The organism is Microbulbifer aggregans, assembly GCF_001750105.1.
Lineage (GTDB): Bacteria > Pseudomonadota > Gammaproteobacteria > Pseudomonadales > Cellvibrionaceae > Microbulbifer > Microbulbifer aggregans.
Map to the genome: position 1 here is coordinate 2,953,507 of NZ_CP014143.1, position 24,818 is coordinate 2,978,324.

Below are 24,818 nucleotides of genomic sequence, written 5' to 3' on the forward strand. Positions count from 1 at the left end.
ACTCAACCTGCCTGCCTGGCCTTGAATTCCCGCCGGCGACGGTGGAGAACCGGTTCCGTATAGCCGTTGGGCTGTACTGTTCCCTCGAAGACCAACTCACAAGCGGCCTGAAAAGCGATGCTGTCATCGAAATTGGCTGACATATCGCGGTATGACGAATCGCCGGCATTCTGACGATCTACCACTGCGGCCATACGTTGCATGGTTTCCATCACCTGTTCACGGGAGACGATGCCGTGCTGGAGCCAGTTGGCGATGTGCTGTGACGAAATCCGCAGTGTGGCTCTGTCCTCCATCAAGCCGACATCGTTGATATCCGGCACTTTAGAGCAACCAACGCCCTGCTCCACCCAGCGCACTACGTAACCGAGGATTCCCTGAGCATTGTTGTCCAGTTCCCGCTGGATCTCTTCGGCCGTCCACTCGGGCTTATCGGCTACCGGGATCGTCAGGATGTCATCCAGTTGCGCCGGCTCACGCTTGGCCAATTCTTGCTGACGCTCGGACACATTCACCTGGTGATAATGCAGTGCGTGCAAGGTTGCGGCAGTCGGTGACGGCACCCAGGCCGTGTTGGCGCCGGACTGCGGGTGGCCGATCTTTGCCTCCATCATGTCGGCCATCCGGTCCGGCATAGGCCACATGCCCTTGCCGATCTGCGCCCGGCCCTGGAGGCCTGAGGCCAGGCCCACATCCACGTTCCAGTCCTCATAGGCACTGATCCAGGCAGACTGTTTCATCTCGCCCTTGCGAATCATCGGTCCCGCCAGCATGGAAGTGTGGATCTCATCACCCGTGCGATCGAGGAATCCGGTATTGATGAATACAACCCGCTCTTTTGCCGCCGCTATACAGCCCTTGAGGTTTACCGTGGTGCGACGCTCCTCGTCCATGATGCCCATCTTAAGGGTATTGCGGTCGATCCCCAGCGCATCCTCGATGCAATCGAACAGGGTGTTCGCAAATGCAACCTCCTCCGGGCCGTGCATCTTCGGTTTCACGATATAGACGCTGCCGCGACGGGAATTACTGGTCGGACCATTTCCACGTAAATCATGCAGGGCAATCAGGCTGGTGATCATGCCGTCAAGAATGCCTTCTGGGACTTCGTTACCCTCGGCATCCAGGATCGCCTCATTGGTCATCAGGTGGCCAACATTGCGGACAAACATCAGGCTTCGCCCCGGAAGCGTCAGGGGTTCGCCGTCGCGATCGGTATAGGTCCGATCGGGATTCAGTTTGCGAACCTGGGTTTTACCCCCCTTCTCAATGGCCTCCTCAAGATCGCCCTTCATCAGGCCAAGCCAGTTGCGGTAAACCAGGACCTTGTCCTCCGCATCCACCGCGGCTACGGAGTCTTCACAATCCATGATGGTGGTCAGGGCGGCCTCCATCAGGATGTCCTTGATGCCGGCACTGTCGGTCTTGCCGATGGGACTTTCGCGGTCAATCTGGATCTCGAAGCGCAGACCATTACTCTGCAGCAGAATCGCTTCCGGATTGCAGTTATCACCACGGAAACCGAGGAACTGTCCACGGCTTTTCAGGGTGGCAATCTTGCCGTTAGATAATTGCACCTCCACCAGATGGCCATTGACCCGGTATTCCACCGCATCAGCATGACTACCCTGAGTCAGGGGCGCCGCCTGATCGAGGAATTCGCGCCCAAAGGCAATCACCTTGACTCCACGGGCCGGGTTGTAGCCGGCACCCTTTTCAGCGCCGCCCTCTTCGCTAATCACATCGGTACCATAGAGGGCATCGTAAAGACTGCCCCAGCGGGCATTGGCCGCGTTCAGTGCATAGCGGGCATTCATGACCGGAACCACCAGCTGGGGACCAGCCATGGTGGCGACTTCCTCATCAACGTTTTCTGTGGTCACTTTGAAGTCAGCCGGTTCGTCGAGCAGATAGCCAATCTCTTGTAGAAAGGACTTATAGCGGTCAAGATCCCGGAAAACGCCCGGATTCTCCCGGTGCCACTGGTCGATATGGGCTTGAATCTGGTCCCGCTTTTCAAGCAGCTGGCGGTTGATGGGGGCCAGTTCAGTGATGATCTTCTCCAGTTCGGCCCAGAAATGCTCGGCGTTCACACCGGTACCGGGGATGATCTCCTCGTTGACCAGTTCCTGCAGTACCTTCGCCACCTGCAGTTTTCCGATTTGGACTCGCTCCGTCATATCCAAGCCTCTTGCTGAATAGGTTATCGATATTTCATTCCCGGGATTTTAAACAGTCGCCAGAGCATAACACCAATTTATAGGCGCAATTCCCGCCATTCACTTGAGCAATATTGACTTATTTCGACATGTAGGCGCGCAAAAAATTTGGCCGCTTCTCCCGCATTCCGCGCGATCTATCGAATTTGCATCACCGGCTAGCCACGCTCCAGCCGTATGCTAGCTTGGATGCCGGGCCCTGCTGAGGTACCGAAGTGGCGGTTATGGCAGAGGGGTTGCTGGGGCCTCGAGACGCGGTATTCCCGGTGTGCAAGGACGGGAATGAACCGCTTAATAATAAGCAATCAAAAGGCATCCCAATGAAACTCACCAAGTCGCGTTTAATGACGGCCCTCACGGCCGCACTACTGGCAACCCAGGTTACTGCCAAGCCGCCCGAGGGTGGCGGAGGCAATGGTAATGGTGGTGGCGGAGGCGGAAATGGCGGCGGCAGCAGCTACGAGTACTATCAGGCCTGCGGCACAGCCACCAATAGTGTCAGTACCGCTCAGGCTTCGCTCCTTATCGGTGGCGCCGAGGCCAACGCCAATGGTGAAGAAGCGGCTACCCAGTGGCTGGTGAGCCACGCCCCCGGGGGAGACTACCTGGTGCTGCGTACTGGCGGCACCGGTGGGCAGGCGGACTGGATGTGCAGCACCTTCGGATCGGAGCTGGGCTCGGCCGCAGAGCTCTCTGTTGATGGCACTAGCGCAGCCAGTGACCCTGTAGTTATCTCCTATATCCAAAATGCCGAAATCATTTTTATCGCCGGCGGTGACCAGAATGAGTACGAGGACTTCTGGAAAAACACCCCAGTGGAAGACGCACTCAACGATCACCTGAATGTAAAGCGAGCACCAATTGCCGGAACCAGCGCCGGACTCGCGATCCTCGGCCAATCCTACTATGCGCCGGCCAATCTCGGTGTGCTATCTCGTGAGATTCTCGACGATCCCTACCATTCAAATACTCAGGATATTAACCATGGCGATTTTCTCCTCCATCCCCAGCTGGACGACGTGATCACAGACAGTCATCTGGATCGAGTCAGCGGTAAAGGCCGAAGTTCTGAGACCCGTCATGGCCGCACCTTCGGCTTCCTCGCCCGAAGCGCTCAGGACCGCGGCACTCTAAACGCGCGGGCAATCGGCCTGGAAGAAGCCACATTGCTGGCCATCGACGCCAGCGGTGTGGCGACCGTATACGGAGAAGGTGCAGCCTATTTCATGCGCCCAATCAGTTTCCCCGAGCAGATCACTGCCGGCGCACCCCTCATCTGGGATAACGGTGGTCAAGCTGTATCCGTTTACAAGATTCAGGGCGACAATAACGGGAATGGAAACTTTGACCTCGGTGCCTGGAGCGGCTCCGGCGGGAGCAGCAGCAACTGGTATACAACTTCCGGGTACGACGGATTAAATTGCCAGACCGGTTGCTGATCAGCCACATCGCGAGCGCGATTGCGTCCAACCGGAAACAGGCGGGGCCGTTTCATCTGGCCCCGCTTTCGTGCCTCGGCAGTTCTGACCCTTAAGGGTCAACCTGAGCTGACCGCCCTCAATCAAAGCTGGCGCCCGATATCCAGGATCAGCCGGCGCAACCAGCGGTGAGGCGCGCTCTGCTGGAGTAACGGGCTCCACGCCATCTTCAGTTCCAGCGGTGGAATTTCCAATGGTGGGTCGCGCCGTACGATGCGGGCATTGCCCTCGGCCAGCTGAGCCAGGCGTGTCGGCACAGTGACGATCAGGTCGCTCTGCTCTGCTAACAGCATGGCCACCTGATAGTGACGGGTAAAAACCGAGATATCGCGCTTTTCGCCCAGCCTACCAATTGCTTCATCGACCCACCCCAGGCGCTGCACGTCCTCAGGATTTACGCCCACGCCGACGCCCATGCCCGTTTTGCTGACCCAGATGTGCTGAGCACGCAAATAGCTGGTGAGACTGTAGTCATTGAGAATTGGGTTATCTGCGCGCATTACACAGGAAAAGCTGTCCCGCCACACGGTTGCCTGATGGAAGCTCTGCGGCATGCTGTCAAAGCGGTTGATCACCATATCCACTTTGCCCTGCTCCACATCGACGAAGCTGACATCGCTGGGGGTCATAATGTCGAGACTAATCCCCGGTGCCTGCTCCCGCAGCTGTTTCAGCAGGGCCGGGATCAGGGTCGATTCCGCATAGTCACTGGCCATGATGCGGAAAGTGCGGCGGGTTTCTGCAGGCTTGAAGTCCCGGTTTGGCTGGATCACTCGATCGATCGAAGCCAGGGCCTCGCGCACCATCGGCTGCAGTTCCATAGCGCGCTCCGTGGGCATCATGCCCTCACGGGTGCGCACCAGCAGGGGGTCATCAAACAGCTCTCGGAGGCGCTTGAGCCCGTTGCTCATGGCGGGCTGGGATAACCCCAGATAGTTAGCGGCCCGGGTCACGTTGCGCTCACGGAGAAGCACATCCAGGTAGACAAGGAGGTTGAGGTCGGCTCTTTCCAGATTCATGGCTTATTCGTCGAACTGATAGTGAAAATAATGGCAATAAATTAGCCAAATTATGCCACTGGCACTAGGATACTCAACACATAAATGCAGTCACTTCGAGGAATAAGCCATGTCCACTTACGCTCAAGAAATAAATAAAGCCGCCGAGCTCTGCAAAGCCAATGGCAGCTCCTGGGATGCTATTAACCCGGAATCCGTGGCCCGCATGCGCCTCCAGAACAAATTCAAGAACGGCCTGGATATCGCCAAGTACACCGCCGATATCATGCGTAAAGACATGGCAGCCTATGACGAGGACACCAGCAAGTACACCCAGTCATTGGGATGCTGGCACGGCTTTATTGGCCAGCAGAAGATGATCTCCATCAAGAAGCATTTTGAAGGCAAGACCGATCGTCGCTACCTGTACCTGTCCGGCTGGATGGTTGCAGCCCTGCGCAGTGAATTCGGTCCCCTGCCCGACCAGTCCATGCACGAGAAAACCGCGGTATCTGGCCTGATCGAGGAACTGTACACCTTCCTGCGCCAGGCAGACGCCCGTGAACTGGGCGGTCTGTTCCGTGAGCTGGATGCGGCTCGCGAAGCCGGTGACAAAGACGCCGAGAAGTCCATTATTGATAAGATCGATAATCACGTGACCCACATCGTGCCGATTATTGCTGACATCGATGCGGGCTTCGGCAACGCGGAAGCCACCTACCTGCTGGCCAAGAGAATGATCGAAGCCGGTGCCTGCTGTATCCAGATCGAAAACCAGGTCTCCGACGAGAAGCAGTGCGGCCACCAGGACGGGAAAGTGACCGTTCCTCATGAAGACTTCCTGGCCAAGATCCGTGCGGTGCGTTACGCCTTCCTCGAGCTGGGTGTGGACAACGGCGTGATCGTTGCCCGTACTGACTCTCTGGGCGCTGGCCTGACCAAGCAGATTGCAGTGACCAATGAGCCGGGTGATCTGGGCGATCAGTACAACGCCTTCCTGGATTGCGAAGAAGTGGCTCCGGGTGACCTGGCCAATGGCGATGTCATCATCAACCGTGAAGGCAAGCTGCTGCGTCCGAAGCGCCTGGCCTCCAATCTGTTCCAGTTCCGCAAGGGCACCGGTGAAGCGCGCTGCATCCTCGACAGCGTCACTTCCCTGCAGAATGGCGCCGACCTGATCTGGATCGAAACCGAGAAGCCGCACGTAGGTCAAATCGGCGCAATGATGGACGAGATCCGCAAACAGGTCCCGAATGCCAAGTTGGTTTACAACAACAGCCCGTCTTTCAACTGGACCCTGAACTTCCGCCAGCAGGTATTCGATGCCTGGAAGGAAGAAGGTAAGGACGTTTCCGCCTACGATCGCGACAATCTGATGAGCGCCGAATACGACGATTCCGAGCTGTCCAAGGCGGCTGATGAGAAGATCCGCACCTTCCAGCAGGATGCATCCCGTGAGGCCGGTATCTTCCACCACCTCATCACCCTGCCGACCTACCACACCGCAGCCCTGTCCACCGACAACCTGGCCAAGGAGTACTTCGGCGCGAAGGGTATGTTGGGCTACGTGGAAGGCGTGCAGCGCAAGGAAATCCGCCAGGGTATTGCCTGCGTCAAGCATCAGAACATGGCCGGTTCCGATATGGGTGACGACCACAAGGAGTACTTCTCCGGTGAGGCAGCCCTGAAAGCAGCTGGTAAAGACAACACCATGAACCAGTTCGGCTAAGCGAGCAGGATCTTTCGGTTACCAGGGGCGGCGCAAGCCGCCCCTTTTCATTTTCCCGACGGAAAGGAAAGCGGTGGGCTATCGATGCCGATGTTCACGACTGACAGTTTCATAATGGGATAGCTCAACACATATTCATCGGACTCCTTCGTCGCCATTGATCGGGCAACAATCTCAAGAGCTACCAGATGAGTTTTTGATTCACGCATTTATGGGCCGCATTGCGGCCTTTTTTTGTCTGACCCAAAGAAACCTCCGCGGTGATGATAAGCACGCCAGCAGGGTCTAACCTTAGAGCATCGGTGTGTTAAAGCGATAGTCACCATGGGTGCTACCAGCCAGGTTCTGATATTCAATACCGGCAGCTCGTCCCTCAAGTTCGCGGTTGTCGACCCCTCCACAGGACTGGACATTGTAAGTGGTATTGGAGAATCACTAGGCAGTGATGAGCCAGCGCTGGAGTGGGAATGCCGAGGGGTCGAGCAGGCTCGAAAACTGGCATCGGGTTCCGGACACCGGGAGGTCATTGAGCTCCTAGTAAGCGATGTACTGTCAGAACTACCGGATCTGCGTCAGCGGTTGGTCGCCGTCGGCCATCGAGTGGTCCATGGCGGCGAACACTTCGCAAACTCGGTGATTATCGACCAGGAAGTCATAACGACCATCGACCAATGTTCGGCTCTCGCTCCGCTGCACAACCCGGCCGCGCTCGCCGGCATCCGCGCCGCCCAGGCCGCGTTTCCGGAGTTGCCCCAGGTAGCGGTATTCGATACTGCCTTCCACCAGACGCTGCCGGAACACGCTTTCCTCTACGCACTGCCCTTCTCCCTATATCGGGACCACAGAATTCGTCGTTACGGTATGCATGGAACCAGCCACCGTTTTGTCAGTGAGCGAGCGGCGATGTTGCTGGGCAAGCCATTGGAAGAGACCAACACGATAACAGCCCACCTGGGTAACGGCGCCTCGATCACAGCAGTCAAGGGCGGCGCCAGCGTTGATACCAGCATGGGCATGACACCGCTGGAGGGGCTGGTGATGGGCACCCGCTGCGGTGATATTGATCCCGGTTTATTGCTTCACTTGGTCGAGACCCTTGGAGTGACAGCGGCGGAGTTGAACCGACTGCTGAACCGGGAAAGTGGCCTGCTGGGCATTTCCGGGCTGAGCAATGATTGCCGTGAGCTTGAGCAGGCAGTAGTGGATGGACATCGCGGCGCGCTACTAGCCTTGGAAATATTTAGCTACCGGTTGGCAAAATACATCGCGGCTTACCGGGTTCCTTTGCGACGGGTGCATGCGCTGGTATTTACCGGAGGGATCGGCGAGAACTCCAGCTGGATTCGGGCGCGAACCATGCACTGGTTGGGCGCCCTTTCCTATGAGCTGGATAGCGAGCGCAACGACAAGATGCGTTTTGGGGCCGAAGGGGCAATCAGCCGCGAAGGAACACCGACAGTGCTGGTGATTCCAACCAACGAGGAGTGGGTGATTGCCCGGGATGCCGCAGCACTCGTACAAGGGGAGAACCGGTAGTGCCACGTACAGTCATGCTGGTTCCTCTCAGTGTCAGGGTTGGCATCACTTCTGTCAGCCTGGGCATCATTCGCGCGCTTGAGCGTAACGGTGTCGGTGTTACCTTTTTCAAGCCGGTCACAGAGCCACCAGCAGCCGACGGCGGCATTGAACGATCAACGGAGATATTGCGCAAGGCATCAGATCTCGAAATTCTCGATTCCTTCAGCCCGCAGTACGCCGAGTCAAAAATATCCAATGGGAAACTTCCAGACTTGCTGGAGGAGATCCTGGCGCGCTATCGCGAGGGGACGAAATCAGCCGATGTGGTGATCGTCGAAGGTGTGCTCCCCGATACTGACAGCCAGTTTGCCAATCAGCTGAACTACGAGATCGCAAAAACCCTCGATGCAGAGGTGGTGATGGTGGTCTGCCCCTACCGCGACTCGACACAGCAGCTCCGTGAGCGACTCGAGTTTGCCAAAGCGATTTTCGGCGGAGACAGGTCTTCGCAAGTTGTGGGTTGCATCATCAACAAAGTGGGTGCCCCCACAGAAATGCCGGATGCACCGGGCGCAGATATTACCGGTGTCTTCACCCAGCCAACCCGGCCCCGCAGCCAACTGGACATCCTCTCCCTCTACGGCAAAAGTCCGCTACGGATTGTGGGCTGCATTCCCTGGAATGCAGACCTGCTGTCCCCACGGGCAGTGGACTTGGCCCGCCACTTCAACGCAGAGGTGATCAGTCGCGGAGAACTGGAAAACCGACGACTCCACAGCATCACCTTCTGTTCCCGCTCACTGAGCAACATGGTATACCGCTTCGAGCCCGGCGCCATGCTGGTGACTTCCGGTGACCGCACAGATGTCATCGTTGCGGCATGCCTGGCGGCCATGAACGGCGTCAAGATCGGCTGCCTGCTCCTCACCGGTGGCTACTACCCAGAGCCGATGGTACGCAAGCTGTGTACCCCGGCACTGGAAACCGGTTTGCCGGTGATCCTGGTCCAGGACAACACCTGGCAGACCGCCATGCGCCTGCAGAACTTCAATACCCGCACGCCGACAGATGACCGGGATCGCATCGACCGGGTACAGGATTTTATCGCCGGACATCTGGACCACCACTGGGTCCAGTCCCTGAGTGTTGAATCGGCGAGACCCAAGCGTCTTTCCCCACCGGCGTTCAGATATCACCTCACGGAGCTCGCGCGACAGGCCAACAAACGTATCGTACTGCCTGAGGGGGATGAGCCACGCACGATCCGCGCAGCCCTGATCTGTTCCGAGCGGGGCATTGCCCAGCCCGTATTACTTGGGGACCCCACAGACATCCACCGGGTCGCCGAACAACAGGGTATCCACCTGGGAGACAAGATCCAGATCAGAGACCCCGAAGAGATACGTGAACGTTATGTAGAACCCATGGTGAAGCTTCGCAAGAAGAAGGGCCTGACTGAAGTGGTAGCCAGGGAGCAGCTCCAGGACAACGTGGTTCTGGGCACAATGATGTTGGCGGAAGGTGAAGTGGACGGGCTCGTTTCCGGTGCGGTGCATACGACCGCCAACACCATCCGCCCTGCCCTGCAACTCATTAAGACCGCTCCGGATACCCGTCTGGTTTCGTCGGTATTTTTTATGCTGCTCCCAGAGCAGGTGCTGGTCTACGGTGACTGTGCCATCAACCCGGACCCCGATGCGGAGGAGCTTGCGGCCATCGCCATCCAGTCCGCGGACTCGGCGCAGGCATTCGGTATTGAGCCGCGCGTGGCGATGATCAGCTACTCCACCGGGAGCTCTGGTACCGGCACCGATGTCGAAAAGGTTCGGCAAGCGACTCGTATCGCCAAAGAGCTCAGGCCGGACCTGGTGATCGACGGTCCGCTCCAGTACGATGCTGCAATCATGGAAAACGTAGCGGAGAAAAAGGCACCCGACAGTCCGGTTGCGGGCCGCGCGACCGTGTTTATCTTCCCCGATCTCAATACTGGCAATACCACCTACAAGGCCGTTCAGCGGAGTGCGGAGCTGGTGAGTATCGGGCCCATGCTGCAGGGGTTGCGCAAGCCTGTTAACGACTTGTCCCGTGGGGCCCTGGTCGATGACATCGTGTATACCATAGCGTTGACCGCAATCCAGGCCGGACTCTGACAGCCCAACACCGCACAGCAAGGGGACGGAGATCTTCCTGCAATTTGTTAGGTCGGAGTCCCTGTATATACTCCCGCAACCTGACATGAAAAAGGACGTTCAAGGGGGATCAGGGAGTGATGCTGGAAGCCGCTACGCTCGACGTTAAGCCTTCAGAGGAAGAGGCTTTCGAAAATGCCTTTACGCAGGCGCAACAGATCATCAGCGGGATGGTTGGTTATATTTCCCATGAGCTGCATCGGTGCCTCGAGAAACCAAGCCGGTATCTCTTGTTGGTGCGCTGGGAAAGACTGGAAGATCACACCATGGGTTTCAGGGAATCACCTGAATATCAGCGCTGGAGAGAGCTCCTGCACCACTTTTACGAGCCATTCCCGACAGTGGAGCATTACTCCGGCATTTTTCCCTGATTGCCCCGCAGTGGACGCCGCAGATCAACATAGTTCTTCAGCGCAGCCGCCACCGCGTAACCTTCCAGCCTGTGCTCGTAGGTGTCGGTCCCCTCGAAGCCCATGCGCTCCAGGCAACGATGGATATAGGCCGCATTTTCGGACCGGTCTCGATGGGCGGCGCGCCCGCTGATGATCAGGGGCAACATCTTCCACCACTTGCGGCTCTGCACTTTCAGTTGTTTCAAGGCGACTGCCAGCAGGGCTTCCTCGTCGGTGAAGTCGGTTCCGAGCGGATAATGCGGCAACAGTGCGAGCCGCTGCGGATCATTAAATGCGGCGCGGATGCGCTCCGGCGTGTTGGCAGTAAATTCCAGCGGAATATCGTAGTCTTTCTCTATCTTCCCAGCAGACTTGGCTTTCTCCAGTAATGCGCCCTGGAAACGCGAGTCACAGATACCCAGCATTGCCACCATTACGTCCCGGTCCTTCTTGCCACGAAGGTCAGCTACGCCATACTCAGTAACAACGATGTCGCGAAGGTGACGGGGGATGGTAGTGTGGGGGAATTCCCAGACGATATTACTCTTGGTTTCGCCGTTGCTGAACCGCGTACTGGGCACTGCGATAATAGAGCGACCATCATCCAGCTCATGGGCCTGAGCGACAAAGTTGTACTGCCCTCCGACCCCACTCACCACCTGGCCATTGGCCAGACCGTCGGATATCACGGAACCGTTGAGAGTAACCATCATGGCCGAATTCACGAAGCGGGCCTCCCGGCGCTGCGCCACCTTGAGCGCCCGATGCTCCAGCAGGTCGTTGATGTAATCGATGGCGGTCATGTTGATACCTGCCAGTTCTTCGGCCGGCATCTCCCTCAGCTCCCGGTACATCGAAGCGGGGCCAAGATAAAAGCCCCCGTGTAACCAGGTTCCCCCTTTGAGCTTCTGGTTTGCGCAGCTACCGAGCAAGCGCCGGCGTCCGCTCTCACTGTGCAGGTCGCACTCCTCCTCCTCTCCATCCGGGCTCAGCAAGCGATGTCCTCTCCAGCTGTAGCTGGGATCGATAACGCCAAGCCGCTGTAGAAATTCGGTGTCCTCTGGAGTCAGTGGACTGCTGATCCGGCCAGATCGTTGCAAAGCAAGGAGAATGTCCTCTGTCGCACTTGGAGTGATCACCCCATCGTCCAGAAGCCGTTGTAACACGGCGTCCGGATAGACTTCCCTTTTCAGGATGTCCATACGCCGAAGGTGTAAAAAGCCCGGCGGTACCATCTCGCTCGCACCGTATAGGCCCTGCTCGAACCGTTCCACTTGCAGAGGCAGACGATGTCGAAACTGCAGCGAATCGTCGCAGGTCAGATCCCTGAGTGTCTCCGTATAGGTAGCGTTGTAGACCTGCCGAAGTCCGAGCACATGACAGATGGCGTCCCCAAGAGCACCAATCCCCACCTGCAGGGTGCCGCCATCTTTGATCAGGCTTGAGATATGGAATGCGAGCGCGTATTCCGTAAAGCCCACCGGAGGCGAAGGAGCTGCAAATAACGGGGCATCGAATGGTTCCCCCTCCAACAGGAAGTCAAACGCCTCGCACTCCAATTCCGAGTCACCCGGCATATAGGGCAGCTGAGGGTTGCACTCGCCGACGAAAACAAGACGGTGATCACCACGCTGCTGAGCCATGCGCAACAGGGGTAATGTGAGATCTGGGTTGCTACTGAGGCTATAGCGATCTCCATTGGGGTCGGGCGACACCATTTGTGCAATCACATTGACACCGCGGTCCATCAGATCCCGCGGTACATGGGTATAGTTGGAACTGACATAGTCCTGCTGTACCGCCGGATTGTTCAGGTAAGCGCCGGTCAGCAGGAAGAATTCACAGATTTCGATATTATCCGGCAGCATCCGCTTATGCCTGGCCGGTGTGTAGGCGAGATCGATATATTCGCTGTAAAGCCGATCCAGCAATGGCTGGATAAATCGCCGCTCGATCTCGCTATTTCCCTTGGGGCGCTCCAGGGTGAGGGCGGTGAAAATGGTAAGGGAAATAGAGGGGTCCTCCGCTGCCCGGGCGTAGAGGGCATTGGCAAAATGGTTGGCCTTTCCAATCCCCAGAGGTAGGCCCAGGACAATCTTTTTGCCGATGGCCTCGATGACTGCATCTACACAGGCCTCAGCGCAGTCGAAGCGCTGAGGCTGCTGCGGATCCCTGCCCTTCTCCATGGATGAAACCTCGCGCGGATTACCGCCCCTCGCTACTTGCTCAGATCATCGAAGTGATCTACCTGAATGGCCATATAGACGGCATCAGCGACCTCGCGCAGCTTATCCGCTTCCTCATCAGTGATCAGGTTTTTCTCTCGCGCTTCTTTGATGGTGTCCTGGTTGAGCATGCGGATACCTGCCTTCTTGAGCTTATCCCTGGCCTCTTCGTTGGCACAGACCAACTGGAAAGCCTGCTCAACGATATCGACACCATCACCCGGATTGCCCAGGAAAACCCCCTTGGTGAGGCGGTCGCGGGTCTCGGAGGGAGCCATCAGCAGCTCCGCACACACCTGGGCCTGGCGGTCCGATGCCGAATGGATGCTGTGCCCCCAGGGCATGGTGAGAAAGTGCATCAGGTGGCCGAGGAAACGGTGCGGGAAGTTCTGATAGACCTCGAGCAGGCTCTGCTCGATCTTGTGAAGCCCGGCGCGCATGGCAAATTCCAGCAGGGGCCGGTCTTCCTTCGGTGAACCATCGTCCTTGAAGCGCTTCAGTGTACAACTCAACAGGTAAAGCTGGCTCAGGACATCACCCAGTCGCGCAGAAATCAATTCCTTGCGTTTCAGCTCGCCACCCAGGGACATAAGCGAAATCTCTGTCGCCAGGGTCAGAATAGCGGAGTAGCGATTTAACTGGCGATAGTATTTGGCCGCATACCCTACCCCTTTCGGGCTGCTGGCGAAAATACCGACAGTCCAGCCATGAAAAATACCGCGGAGAAGGGTCTTGATCTGGAACCACATATGCTTGGGCAGCAACTTGTCCAGCTCAGCCACGCCTGCCTCGGTATCCGGGTTTTCGGCCGCCATCATTTCATCCAGCAGATAGGGATGACAACGGATCGCGCCCTGCCCGAAGATCATCAAGCTACGAGTGAGGATGTTGGCACCCTCCACCGTGATCGCAACAGGCACAGCACGGTAAACGTTGCCCAGGTAGTTCAGGGGGCCATCCATGATCGCTTTACCAGCATGGATATCCATGGCGTCGTTGATGGCGTCACGGAGGCCGTAGGTCGCGTGGGCTTTCATGATGGCGGAGACCACTGCCGGCTTGTGTCCATGATCCAGGGCGCAGGTCGTGGTTTTATGCGCACTGTCGAGTACATAGGCAATACTCGCGATTTCGGCCAATCGCCGCTGGACACCTTCGAATTTGCCGATAGGAATGCTGAATTGCTCCCTCACCCTGGCATAGGCACCGGTCATGCGGGCAGCCATCTTGGCGCCACCGGTGGAGAGGGATGGCAGGGAAATGCCCCGCCCCGCAGCGAGGGCGCTCATCAGCATGTGCCAGCCGCGGCCCACGTTTTCCTGGCCGCCGATAATCCAGTCCATGGGGATAAAGACGTCTTCCCCCCAGTTGGGACCGTTCTGGAACGCCTGCATGGCTGGAAGGTGGCGCTGGCCAATGGTGACACCTTCGGTGTCCGTGGGGACGAGGGCTACGGTAAATCCCAGCTCCTCTTTGTCCCCCACGAGATGATCCGGATCGTAGAGCTTGAAGGCGAGTCCAAGGATGGTCGCGACGGGACCCAGGGTGATGTAGCGCTTGTGCCAGTTCACCCGCATGCCGAGGGTCTTCTCCCCCTTATAGTCGCCATAACAGACGACTCCGGTATCGGTCATGGAAGCTGCATCAGAACCGGCCTCGACACCAGTCAGGCCAAAACAGGGGATCTCACGGCCATCTGCGAGTCTCGGCAGGTAATAGGACTTCTGTTCGTCAGTGCCGTGGGCCATTAACAGCTCGCCCGGGCCCAGCGAGTTGGGCACCATCACGGTTACGCCGACACTGGTGCTGCGCGTGGAAATCTTGGTAACGATGTCGGCATGTGCGGTCGGAGAGAACCCCAGTCCGCCATACTCTTTGGGAATGATGATGCCGAAAAAGCGCTCCTTTTTGAGGAAGTCCCACACTTGCTCGGGAATACAGCGCTCTTCGAAGCTGATCTTCCAGTCATCGATCATCTGGCACAGTTTCTCGACCGGGCCGTCGATAAAGGCCTGCTCCTCCTCTGTCAGCTCTGGTGGCCCCATGTTGAGGAGCTGATCCCAGTCGGGCTTACCGGACAGTAATTGCGCATCCCACCAGACTTCACCAGCCTCCATGGCCTCCCTCTCGGTCTGGGAGATCGGCGGCAAAACCTTCTTGATCAATTTTAACAGGGGACGGGTCAACCACTTCTTACGCAGGTCGCTCATGTCAATAATTCCAGGTGTTGCGTGAATTTGATCCGGTGCAGGAATGGCTACGAACTGAACACAACTTCAGCTCACATGATAGGCGACCTCGATGGACAATGGTCGTCGTCCCGGTCACAGTCAGACCGGATTGGCGCCTAATTCCTCTCACGGGAAGAGCTTCCCGGGTATCAGACCTTGCAGGCGATTGGAGCGACGTGAATGCCCCTACTCATGTGACGGGAAGTCAGAGTAGATTCGAGATCGAAATGGAGTCGGGGTTAGAGAAGCGGCTTGCCCGAGACGATGACTCCATTGTTGTCGGCGTAAATATAGTTGCCCGGGGTAAAAGTCACACCACCGAAACGCACGGCAATGTCCCTCTCCCCAATTCCTTTTTTTTCCGTCTTCATTGGGTGAGATCCCAGCGCCTGAACCCCGATTGGCAACTGTCCAATCTCGTCGACATCCCGGATGCAACCGTACATGACGATTCCTTCCCAGCCGTTCGCACAGGCCTTCTCGGCGAGCATGTCACCGAGACAGGCGCGCCTCATCGAACCACCGGCATCCACGACCAGCACTCTGCCGTTACCTGGTTCTGCAACCGCATTTCTGACGAGCGAGTTATCCTCAAAACATTTGATGGTGGTGATTTGCCCTCCAAAGCGCTCACGGCCGCCGAAGTTAACCATCATGGGCTCGAGCACTTCTACTTGTTCGGGGTGGGCATCACAGAGATCCGGGGTGCTGATCATCGCTACTCCTTGCTTGTTCATTGCGGATGGGAAGGCGATTCATGCCTAGCGGTTAATGACCCGCTTTCGACGCATCATAAGCTCACCAAGTCTAAAGGTTGCCCGGGCTTGAGCAAAAAAATATCGGGCATTCATCACAATGATGATGCCCGAGCAGATCACTGCGTATGTCTGATGAATAAAGTCTTACCAAGTCACTTTTACCGGAGTGCCAACACGAGCATAGCGATAGAATTTCTGTGCCATGTGTGGGGGCATACGCACGCAACCATGTGATGCGGGATAATTCGGCACATGACCGGACGCATGCAGGCCTACCCCGCCATTGAAACGAATGTAGTAATTCATCTTGGCACCTCGGTAGTAGGTACCGGGAGGACGGCGGTCCTTACGGGTATTGACGTCTGCTTTGACGACCCGTCCAGTCCGTCTATCAACATAACTACCGTAAATGGTGGAGCGATGATTGGGGTGCTTCGAAAGTACCCGGAAGTGGCCCGGGCTCGTTTGATAGCCTGTCTTACCGGAAGAGACTTTTGAAACTCCAACAAGGCGCCCGCCTTTGTAGAAGTAAGCCCGCTGTTCGCTCAGGTCGATGTGAATCTGGGATGAGCCGGAGGAGTTGGCGGCAGCGTGCTCGTCGAACCAGTTGATGCCCCGTGTATTGGCAGCAGCATTCGGTGCCGCGAGCGCCACGAGAAGACAGAATGCCAAACCGGCCAGATAGAGTTGCTGGAAATTTAATCTGGATACTTGCATGGCTCACCTCGCACGACTCAATGAAGGTCACCCGCTATAGCTTCGAAGTCGGCGCCGCCATAAATGGCTGGTGAGCGCCGCGCTTCTGGATGCCTCGGGGCTCAGTGTCCACTGCAGCAGGATTTTCTAAATGAAGGATGTGCAGTAGAACTATTTCGATTCTATTGCCATAAATAAATGTGCTTAGATTGAATTGTTCTTTTCTGGGACCGGGTTAAACAGGACGAAGATTTCGATAAGGTAAGAGTGAGTCAGGGACAACTCGAAGGCTGGAAAAGCAATGCAGAATAACGTAAAAAAATGAAACTTTTTACTTACGCAAAAATTACCCAATAAAAAAGCGACCCCGAGGGGTCGCTTTTTTGAATGTCAGACTTCCTCGTTGGCGAGGAACAGCCAGGTATCGACAGCGGTATCCGGATTGAGAGAGACGCTATCGATCCCCTCATCCATCAACCAGCGGGCGAAGTCCTTGTGGTCTGATGGGCCCTGACCGCAGATGCCCACGTACTTGCCAGCCTTGCGGCAGGCCTGAATAGCCCGCGATAGAAGCACCTTCACGGCAGGATTGCGCTCGTCAAACAGGTCGGCAACCAGACCGGAGTCGCGATCGAGGCCTAGCGTCAGCTGAGTCAGGTCATTTGACCCGATCGAAAAGCCATCGAAATGCTGGAGAAACTCCTCGGCCAGCAGTGCATTCGAGGGCAATTCGCACATCATGATGACTTTGAGTCCGGCCTCACCACGCCTGAGACCATTCTCTGCCAGCAGGTCGATGACCTCTGCGGCTTCTTCCGGGGTGCGGACGAAGGGCACCATGATCTCAACGTTGGTCAGTCCCATTTCATCCCGAACTTTCTTCAATGCCTTGCACTCCAGCGCGAAGCACTGGCGGAAGTCTTTGGAACGGTAACGGGCAGCACCGCGGAAACCGAGCATCGGGTTCTCTTCGCTGGGTTCGTACAACTGGCCGCCCAGCAGGTGAGCGTACTCATTGGACTTGAAGTCGGAAAGCCGAACAATTACGCGGTTGGGCGCGAATGCCGCGGCCAGTGTCGCAATGCCCTCCACCAGCTTCTCGACAATGAAATCGTCAGCGGAAGCGTAACCACCGATACGCTTGCGGATGCTCTTCTGCAGGTCGTCGGGCAGGCTATCCAGCTCCAGCAACGCTTTCGGATGGATGCCGATCATGCGGTTCAGAATAAACTCCAGCCGAGCCAGGCCGACACCCTGATTGGGCAAGTGGCTGAAAGCAAAGGCGCGATCCGGATTGCCGACATTGAGCATGATCTTGAACGGCAGCTCTGGCATATCGCTGACTTCGGTCTCCTCGCGCTCGAAGTTCAGTTCGCCCGCCATGACAAAGCCCGTATCGCCCTCTGCACAGGAGACTGTCACGGGGGTACCGCTCTCAAGCTTGTCCGTGGCATCACCACAGCCCACCACGGCGGGAATGCCCAGTTCGCGGGCAATGATGGCCGCGTGGCAGGTCCGGCCGCCACGGTTGGTGACAATGGCGCTGGCTTTTTTCAGTACCGGCTCCCAGTCCGGGTCGGTCATGTCGGTGACCAGTACCTCTCCGTCCTGCATCGCCGCCATATCTTCTACGGAATCCAGCACGCGGACCTTGCCGGCGCCGATCCGCTGGCCGATGGCACGCCCTTCACACAGCACTTCCCCACGCTCGCGAAGGTGAAAGCGCTCCAGGCTGGTACCCTGGTCGCGCGAGCGCACGGTCTCGGGGCGGGCCTGGACGATAAACAGCTCGCCGCTGTCACCGTCTTTTGCCCACTCGATGTCCATGGGGCGTCCGTAATGCGCTTCGATCTTGCAGGCCTGGTCGGCCAGGCTGGTGAGCTCGGCATCGGTGAGAGAGAAACGCTGACGATCTTCCTCGGGCACCGGCACGGTTTTGACAGAACGGCCGCAATCGCCGCTGCTGTCGTAGACCATTTTGATCGCCTTGCTACCGCGGTTGCGACGCAGAATAGCGGGTCGGCCCGCCTTCAGTGCCGGCTTGTACAGGTAAAATTCGTCTGGATTCACCGCACCCTGCACGACAGTTTCACCGAGGCCGTAAGACGATGTGATGAAGACTACGTCGCGGAAGCCACTTTCGGTGTCCAGGGTGAACATCACACCGGCCGCACCTGTCTCACTGCGTACCATGTGTTGGATGCCGGCAGAGAGAGCCACGCCGGCATGTGCATAACCGGTATGAACGCGGTAGGCAATGGCGCGATCATTGTAGAGGGAAGCGAAGACCTCCTTTACCGCCTTGAGGACAGACTCGATTCCACGAATGTTCAGGAAGGTTTCCTGCTGACCGGCGAATGAGGCATCCGGCAGGTCCTCGGCGGTGGCGGAGGAGCGCACGGCCACCGCGGTCTGACCGCCACCCAGGGCCTCGTAGCCAGTACGGATCTCATCTTCCAGGGTGTCGGGGAACGGCGTGTCGAGAATCCACTGCCGGATCTCCTGCCCGGCGGCGGCCAATGCGGTAACATCCTCTACATCGAGTGTCTGCAGGCGGTCCGCAATCCGCTGCTCCAGGCCCTCATGGGTGAGGAAGGCGCGAAACGCCTCCGCGGTAGTGGCGAAGCCACCCGGAACATGGACGCCGGCACCGGCCAGTGACGAAATCATCTCGCCCAGTGATGCGTTCTTGCCGCCGACCTTGTCGACATCACCCATGCCCAAGTGAGCGAATTCGATTGTGAAGTTCGTCACGCAGTTGCCCTCAGCTGCTGGAAATCTGGCGCTGATTATAAGGATGCATTTTGTAAAAAATACCCGGCAAATTACGGCAAAAATGTAGTTTTTCTACAACAGTTGACTACAAGTTCAGCAACGTTAGCCTGCCGGGAAGCAATAGACGGAAAATCGGAACATGGCGAAAGACAAGCGGACAGCTTTTTTTATCTCGGATGGTACAGGCCTGACGGTGGAGGCCATTGGACACAGCCTGCTTGCCCAGTTCAGGGATCAGCAGGTGGAACAGGTGACCATCCCCTATGTGGACTCTCCTGAGAAGGTGGAGCTGGTCTTGAAACGCATCGAGCAGTCAGCCGCTGAATCCGGCCTGAAGCCGGTGATCATTACCAGTATCGTTTCAGACAAAATCCGCCAACAACTACACCAGAGCTCGGCGCTGATGCTGGATGTCTTTGAGAGCTACCTGACACCTCTGGCGAGCCTTTTCGGCCGTGACCCGGCCCAGAGTGTCAATGTTTCCCACGGGATCGCCGACGATCGCCGCTACAGTGAGCGAATAGAGGCGGTACACTTCGCCATGGATAACGACGATGGTCGGCGGGTGCGCGAGTTTGATCGCGCTGACGTAATCCTCGTCGGCGTTTCACGGTCTGGCAAGACGCCGACGTGCCTTTACCTGGCACTGCAGTTCGGCTTGCGCGCCGCCAACTATCCCATCACCGAAGAGGATATGGACTCCACTACTCTACCCAAGATCCTGCGTCCCTATCGTCACAAGTTGTTCGGTCTCACCATCGACCCCGAGCGCCTGATGAGCATTCGACAGGAGCGGCGGGCGAACAGCCGCTACGCTTCCCTTGAGCAATGCGAGTTCGAAGTTCGGCAAGTAGAGCAGATGCTGCGACGAGCACAGGTGCCCTACCTCAATGCCACCCAGCTCTCAGTGGAGGAACTCGCGACCCGACTCATGTCGCAGGCTGGTATTGAGCGCCGTATCGGTTAAAGTAGCCGCCTTTTTATCCTCCACAGGAGCGCCGCCGGTGAACCGATGCCGGCGGCAGGCGTAAACGAAGCTGGAATGAAATCGCTACAGATCGTATCCCTGCCCTATTCCCTGAATACGCCGGCGGCTTTTCAGGCCATCGCCGACCTGCCGGCACCCGTATGGCTGGACAGCGGCCGGCCATTGGCGCGCGGGGGCCGCTACGACATCATCAGTGCCGACCCGATCAATACCCTTGAGCTTACCGCCGATTCCGAGGCGCCGTTTGCGGCACTGGATGACCTGTGGTGTGAATTGAGCCAAGCAGATAGCGATGCGCAACTACCTTTCTGCGGTGGGGTGATCGGATACGCAGGGTATGAACTGGGGATGGAGGGTAACTTTCTTCCGCCTGACCTGCGTGAAACACCCCTGCCTGCGGGGTTCTTCGGCCTCTACACCTGGGCCCTGATCGTGGATCACCAGCTACAGGCAAGCCACTTGGTATTTCACCCAGCCTCGTCACCGGTTCAAGTAGCGGATCTGGTGGCACGCTTCACGGCCGTGCGCTGGCAAACCGAGCCCAGAGCCGGACGCTTCCGCCTGCTGGAACCCTTTACGCACGAATTATCTGGCGCTGCGTATCAACGCCGCGTAGCCCGGGTGCTGGAATACATCCAGGCCGGTGACATCTATCAGGCAAACTTTACCCAGCGCTTCCGTGCCGGCTACGAGGGGGACCTGTTCCAGGCGTACCTGGCGCTGCGCAGCCGGGTTGCTGGCCCATTCTCCGCCTATCTGGAGATTCCCGATCGTGGCAGTATCCTGAGCCTCTCACCCGAGCGATTCATCTCTGCGGACGGCGCCCATGTACAGACACAGCCGATCAAGGGCACTGCGCGTCGCCAAACCGATCCCGAAAAGGATGCGCAGGTTGCCGCGGCACTTCAGCGCAGCGAGAAAGATCGGGCGGAAAACCTGATGATTGTGGATCTGCTGCGCAATGATCTGGGTAAATGTTGTCAGCGCGGTACCGTTCGCGTCCCCAACCTGTTTGAACTGGCCACTTTTGCCAATGTTCACCACCTGGTCAGCACGATTACCGGCGAGTTGCCGGAGTCGTGTACCTTTGCCGACCTGTTGCAGGCAAGTTTTCCGGGCGGCTCCATCACTGGTGCCCCCAAGCGCCGGGCGATGGAAATCATCCGCGAACTCGAATCCAGTCCGCGCGGCGTCTATTGCGGCAGTATTGGTTACCTGAGCAGCTGCGGGCGTGCCGATACCAATATTGCCATTCGCACTTTTTCGGCTGATGCCCGAAGACTTACTTGTGCCGCCGGTGGCGGCATCGTTGCGGACTCAGTGCCCGCTGCCGAGCATCGGGAATGCCTCGACAAGGTCGGCCTGCTCCTCTCCACGCTGGAGTCTCTCCAATAGCGCTTCCGGTCTCGCACTGCGACCGCTGGCGGTTTTTTGGTTATAAAACTATCCCGCATTGATATTTCACCAGGCCTTGCTCGCTTGGTACCTTGCGCGCAAGGATGGTGGTAATGGTGCCTAACGCCTGTCCACCCTGGCAGTTTGGGAAAGGAAACAATCAATGCGGATTACCTTTGTAAAGAAAGTACTTGTGGATGGTAATCCCTGTGCGAAATGCCGGGATGTCGAGGAAAAGCTGCGTGAAAATAACCAGCTGGAGCTGATGGATCAGATTGTCATCGCAGACGAGCGCGATGCCGATAGCGCGGGCATGCAGCTGGCCCGGAAGCACGAGGTTTCACGTGCACCGTTCTTCCTGGTAGAGGAGCCCGGTCAGGTGCCGCGCGTCTACACCGTGTACTTCAAGTTCGTGAAAGAAGTGCTTCGCCCCCTCTCACCCTGACCTCAGCTGGTAGCAACAGTGCTGGCGTGCAGGTCCAGCACCCGCGGCTTAGTAAACGGGCAACTCGAGACCGGCAAAGAGTTCATCGAGTTCTGCCCGCGATGAGGCGTGTGCTGCCTGATCCACCAACTCTCTTGTGAGGTGTGGAGCAAACTGCTGGATAAATTCATACATAAAGCCGCGCAGGAATATGCCTTTGCGGAAGCCAATCTTCGTCACACTGGACTCGAAAAGACTACTCGCATCCAGCGCAACCAGATCCTCATCCGCTTCATCTACGGCCATATCGGCGACGATCCCAATCCCCAAGCCCAGACGGACATAAGTCTTGATCACGTCAGCGTCGGCGGCGGTGAACACGACTTTGGGAGATAGACCGCGCTCGAGGAAAGCCTCGTCCAGCTTAGAGCGACCGGTGAAACCAAAGACGTAAGTGACGATTGGATACTGGGCGATGTCTTCAAGGGTGAGCTTGCTCACCTGGCACAGCGGATGATCACGCGGCACCAGCAGGCACCGGTTCCAGCGGTAAACCGGCATCATGACCAGGTCACTGAATAATTCCAGCGCCTCGGTGGCGATTGCAAAATCGGCGGTGCCATCTGCGGCCATCTCTGAGATCTGCATCGGCGTACCCTGATGCATATGCAGCGACACGTCCGGATAGCGGCTGATAAATGACTTGATGACTGGTGGTAACGCATAGCGCGCCTGGGTATGGGTGGTGGCGAGGGACAGGCTGCCCTTCTGGTCGTTGCTGAATTCCTGCGCGACCTGCTTGATGTTCTCGACCTTGCGCAGTATCTCGCCAGCCGTCTTGAGGATCGCCTCACCCGCGGGAGTGACGCGGGTCAGGTGCTTGCCGCTGCGGGCAAAAATCTCGACCCCGAGCTCGTCCTCAAGCAGGCGAATCTGCTTACTGATACCGGGCTGGGAGGTGAACAGGCTCTGTGCGGTCGCTGAGACATTGAGGTCGTGGTGTGCCACCTCCCAGATGTAACGCAGCTGCTGCAGCTTCATGGGCTCTCCCTTTCTCGACACTCACGCATTCCCGCGTGCCGGACACCAAGTTATAAAAACGCTATGAGGTTATTCGAGAAGAGAATAGCAGCCGAGCCTTCTACCAGCCAAGTCCCCTCAGGCTAGCAAACGCGAATTTTCGCGCCCCAAGAGACCGCCTCAGCTGGGCTCCTCGTTGGCGATCCCGTGGGGCACGTGGCCGGTCGCGACATGCTCTGCCGCAGAGGCACAGTGGTTGGGCTGATCATCGAAGAAGACGTCGGCCCCGAAAGCTCGCAGGAACTCGCCCTTTGGTAGCCCTCCCAGGAACACAGACTCATCCAGACGGATGTTCCAGGCCCTGAGAGTTCGGATCACTCGCTCATGAGCCGGTGCGGATCGTGCCGTAACCAGTGCCGTGCGAATCGGGCAGTTATCGGCATCGAACTCCGCCTGAAGCCGCTGCAGTGCCTCGAGGAACCCCTTGAACGGACCGCCGCCCAGGGGCTGCTGTGCTGAGGCACGCTCGGAAGCGGTGAAGGCTTCGAGACCCTGGCGCTTGAAAATCTGCTCAGCCTCGTCGGAGAACAACACTGCGTCACCATCGAAGGCAAAACGGAGCGTGTCATCTTCGCGCTGGCGAGAACCTCCGGCCACCAACGTTGCCGCGGCAACCCCCTGCTCCAGTGCATGACGTACATCGCGGCCATCGCTGGAAAGGAACAGGTCACAGCCGAAGGGGGCAATGTAACGATAGGGACTTTCCCCATTGCAGAAGGCTGCACGGGTGATATTGAGCCCGTAATGCTCGATGGAATTGAATACTCGCAGCCCGGTATCGGCACTGTTGCGGGAGAGAAGGATCACCTCTACCCTTGGCTCGCCTTCCAACCGTTTGTTGATCTGCAGGAATTTCTTGACCAGCGGAAAGGCATCTCCCTTCGGCAGCACTTCATTTTCCCGCTCCACCTGGTGGGAAGAAAACGCCTCAAGACCCTGCTCTTCAAATACCTGATGGCTCTCGCGCAGATCAAATAATGCACGAGAAGAAATCGCGATCACCAGCTTGTTGGCGAGCTGCATGTCAGGGCGCCTCCACGTCGTCCAGACCGCCGGGGCGGGCCTCGTCGCGATTCCGAACCAGGATTGTCAGCAACATCTGCTGAAGATCATCTTTGGTGCGCTGGGACCGCACTCCCTCCTGGTTGACGATCACCAGGAATACCGCGTGGAAGGTTTCCAGCGTGAGCCTGGCAACACGGTTCATTTCGTTGGGCGGGCAGCTAAACCCGAGCCGCAGGAACATTTTGGTGAGATGGCGGATCACCAGTTCATCATGGCGGGCATCCAGTTCGTGCAACTCGGGAATGCCCCACATGGCCTGAACCAGCGGCAGCAGACCGCGCTGCTCGCGATAGACAGCCAGAAGACGCTCCAGAAGTTCTCCGGTAAATGTCTCCAGGGACATTTCTTCGAGTTCCCCCTGGCCAAGCTCCTCGAGTGCCGCTGTCATACCGGCCAGCCATTGCTCTCCCATGGCATAGAGAATGGCATGTTTATTGGGGAAATAATGATACAGGGAACCGACGGAAACGCCGATTTCCTTCGCAATCAGAATGGTGGTCAGGTCGTCCAGCCCAACCTCTTCCAGCAATCGGCCGGTCGCATCAAGAATCTGCCGAGTGCGCTCGCGGGCTCTCGCCTGAACCGGCTCGCGTCGCGGGGTCAGTTGGCTCTTGCGCTTTTTCTGGTCTGTACCTGTCAACACCTTCCCCCCATCTCT

General features: G+C 57.5%; 18 protein-coding genes. 8 read left to right on the forward strand and 10 right to left on the reverse strand.

What is annotated here, in order from left to right; translation table 11 throughout:
• Positions 1-2: 2 nt before the first annotated feature.
• Entirely contained in the window at positions 3-2,180 is a 2,178-nt protein-coding gene (locus AUP74_RS12880) for a malate synthase G (protein WP_069947927.1), read from the reverse strand.
• Positions 2,181-2,539: 359 nt separating this feature from the next.
• Here AUP74_RS12880 and AUP74_RS12885 point away from each other — a divergent pair, with 359 nt between their 5' ends.
• On the forward strand, positions 2,540-3,658 hold the full coding sequence (locus AUP74_RS12885; protein WP_226999791.1) for a cyanophycinase: 1,119 nt from the start codon (positions 2,540-2,542) through the stop codon (positions 3,656-3,658).
• A gap of 122 nt (positions 3,659-3,780) precedes the next feature.
• Here AUP74_RS12885 and AUP74_RS12890 read toward each other — a convergent pair whose 3' ends face one another.
• The gene (locus AUP74_RS12890; RefSeq protein WP_069947928.1) at positions 3,781-4,716 is read right to left on the reverse strand and encodes a LysR family transcriptional regulator; all 936 of its coding nucleotides are present in this window, start codon (positions 4,714-4,716) and stop codon (positions 3,781-3,783) included.
• A 109-nt stretch (positions 4,717-4,825) separates the two neighbouring features.
• On the opposite strand from AUP74_RS12890, the gene AUP74_RS12895 reads away from it, so the two are divergent.
• From AUP74_RS12895 to AUP74_RS12910, 4 genes are all read left to right on the forward strand, one after another.
• Entirely contained in the window at positions 4,826-6,424 is a 1,599-nt protein-coding gene (locus AUP74_RS12895; protein ID WP_069947929.1) for an isocitrate lyase, read from the forward strand.
• Between the two features lie 324 nt (positions 6,425-6,748).
• Complete coding sequence (locus AUP74_RS12900; RefSeq protein ID WP_069947930.1) at positions 6,749-7,960, forward strand: acetate kinase; 1,212 nt, start codon at positions 6,749-6,751, stop codon at positions 7,958-7,960.
• Positions 7,960-10,092, forward strand: coding sequence for a phosphate acetyltransferase (gene pta / locus AUP74_RS12905; protein ID WP_069947931.1), 2,133 nt, complete (start codon positions 7,960-7,962; stop codon positions 10,090-10,092). The genes AUP74_RS12900 and pta overlap by 1 nt, the downstream gene beginning before the upstream one ends.
• 119 nt (positions 10,093-10,211) lie before the next feature.
• Positions 10,212-10,502, forward strand: a complete 291-nt coding sequence (locus AUP74_RS12910) for an antibiotic biosynthesis monooxygenase family protein (protein ID WP_226999944.1) — start codon at positions 10,212-10,214, stop codon at positions 10,500-10,502.
• Here AUP74_RS12910 and AUP74_RS12915 read toward each other — a convergent pair.
• From AUP74_RS12915 to ppsA, 5 genes are all read right to left on the reverse strand, one after another.
• Positions 10,481-12,709, reverse strand: a complete 2,229-nt coding sequence (locus tag AUP74_RS12915) for an acetyl-CoA hydrolase/transferase C-terminal domain-containing protein (RefSeq protein ID WP_069947933.1) — start codon at positions 12,707-12,709, stop codon at positions 10,481-10,483. The two genes, AUP74_RS12910 and AUP74_RS12915, sit on opposite strands and share 22 nt — an antisense overlap.
• A 32-nt stretch (positions 12,710-12,741) precedes the next feature.
• The gene (locus AUP74_RS12920; RefSeq protein WP_083260976.1) at positions 12,742-14,958 is read right to left on the reverse strand and encodes an acyl-CoA dehydrogenase; all 2,217 of its coding nucleotides are present in this window, start codon (positions 14,956-14,958) and stop codon (positions 12,742-12,744) included.
• A gap of 260 nt (positions 14,959-15,218) precedes the next feature.
• A complete protein-coding gene (gene rraA, locus AUP74_RS12925) occupies positions 15,219-15,695 on the reverse strand; it encodes a ribonuclease E activity regulator RraA (protein WP_069947935.1) in 477 nt (158 codons plus the stop codon).
• 186 nt (positions 15,696-15,881) lie between these two features.
• The gene (locus AUP74_RS12930) at positions 15,882-16,454 is read right to left on the reverse strand and encodes a L,D-transpeptidase family protein (RefSeq protein ID WP_083260977.1); all 573 of its coding nucleotides are present in this window, start codon (positions 16,452-16,454) and stop codon (positions 15,882-15,884) included.
• Positions 16,455-16,823: 369 nt separating this feature from the next.
• On the reverse strand, positions 16,824-19,187 hold the full coding sequence (ppsA, locus tag AUP74_RS12935; RefSeq protein ID WP_083260978.1) for a phosphoenolpyruvate synthase: 2,364 nt from the start codon (positions 19,185-19,187) through the stop codon (positions 16,824-16,826).
• Between the two features lie 160 nt (positions 19,188-19,347).
• Between ppsA and ppsR the strand changes: the two genes are divergently transcribed.
• The 3 genes from ppsR to AUP74_RS12950 all read left to right on the forward strand — a co-directional run bounded on the left by ppsR (position 19,348) and on the right by AUP74_RS12950 (position 22,036).
• On the forward strand, positions 19,348-20,175 hold the full coding sequence (gene ppsR, locus AUP74_RS12940; RefSeq protein ID WP_069947937.1) for a posphoenolpyruvate synthetase regulatory kinase/phosphorylase PpsR: 828 nt from the start codon (positions 19,348-19,350) through the stop codon (positions 20,173-20,175).
• Between the two features lie 75 nt (positions 20,176-20,250).
• On the forward strand, positions 20,251-21,591 hold the full coding sequence (gene pabB / locus AUP74_RS12945) for an aminodeoxychorismate synthase component I (protein WP_069947938.1): 1,341 nt from the start codon (positions 20,251-20,253) through the stop codon (positions 21,589-21,591).
• A 163-nt stretch (positions 21,592-21,754) separates the two neighbouring features.
• Positions 21,755-22,036, forward strand: coding sequence for a hypothetical protein (locus tag AUP74_RS12950; protein WP_069947939.1), 282 nt, complete (start codon positions 21,755-21,757; stop codon positions 22,034-22,036).
• A 48-nt stretch (positions 22,037-22,084) separates the two neighbouring features.
• On the opposite strand, the gene cysB is transcribed toward AUP74_RS12950, so the two are convergent.
• From cysB to AUP74_RS12965, 3 genes are all read right to left on the reverse strand, one after another.
• Positions 22,085-23,056 (reverse strand): HTH-type transcriptional regulator CysB, encoded by a 972-nt coding sequence (gene cysB, locus AUP74_RS12955; protein ID WP_069947940.1) that lies wholly within the window; start codon positions 23,054-23,056, stop codon positions 22,085-22,087.
• A gap of 159 nt (positions 23,057-23,215) precedes the next feature.
• Complete coding sequence (locus tag AUP74_RS12960; RefSeq protein WP_069947941.1) at positions 23,216-24,118, reverse strand: 5'-nucleotidase; 903 nt, start codon at positions 24,116-24,118, stop codon at positions 23,216-23,218.
• Between the two features lies 1 nt (position 24,119).
• Complete coding sequence (locus tag AUP74_RS12965) at positions 24,120-24,803, reverse strand: TetR/AcrR family transcriptional regulator (RefSeq protein WP_069947942.1); 684 nt, start codon at positions 24,801-24,803, stop codon at positions 24,120-24,122.
• Positions 24,804-24,818: the final 15 nt, after the last annotated feature.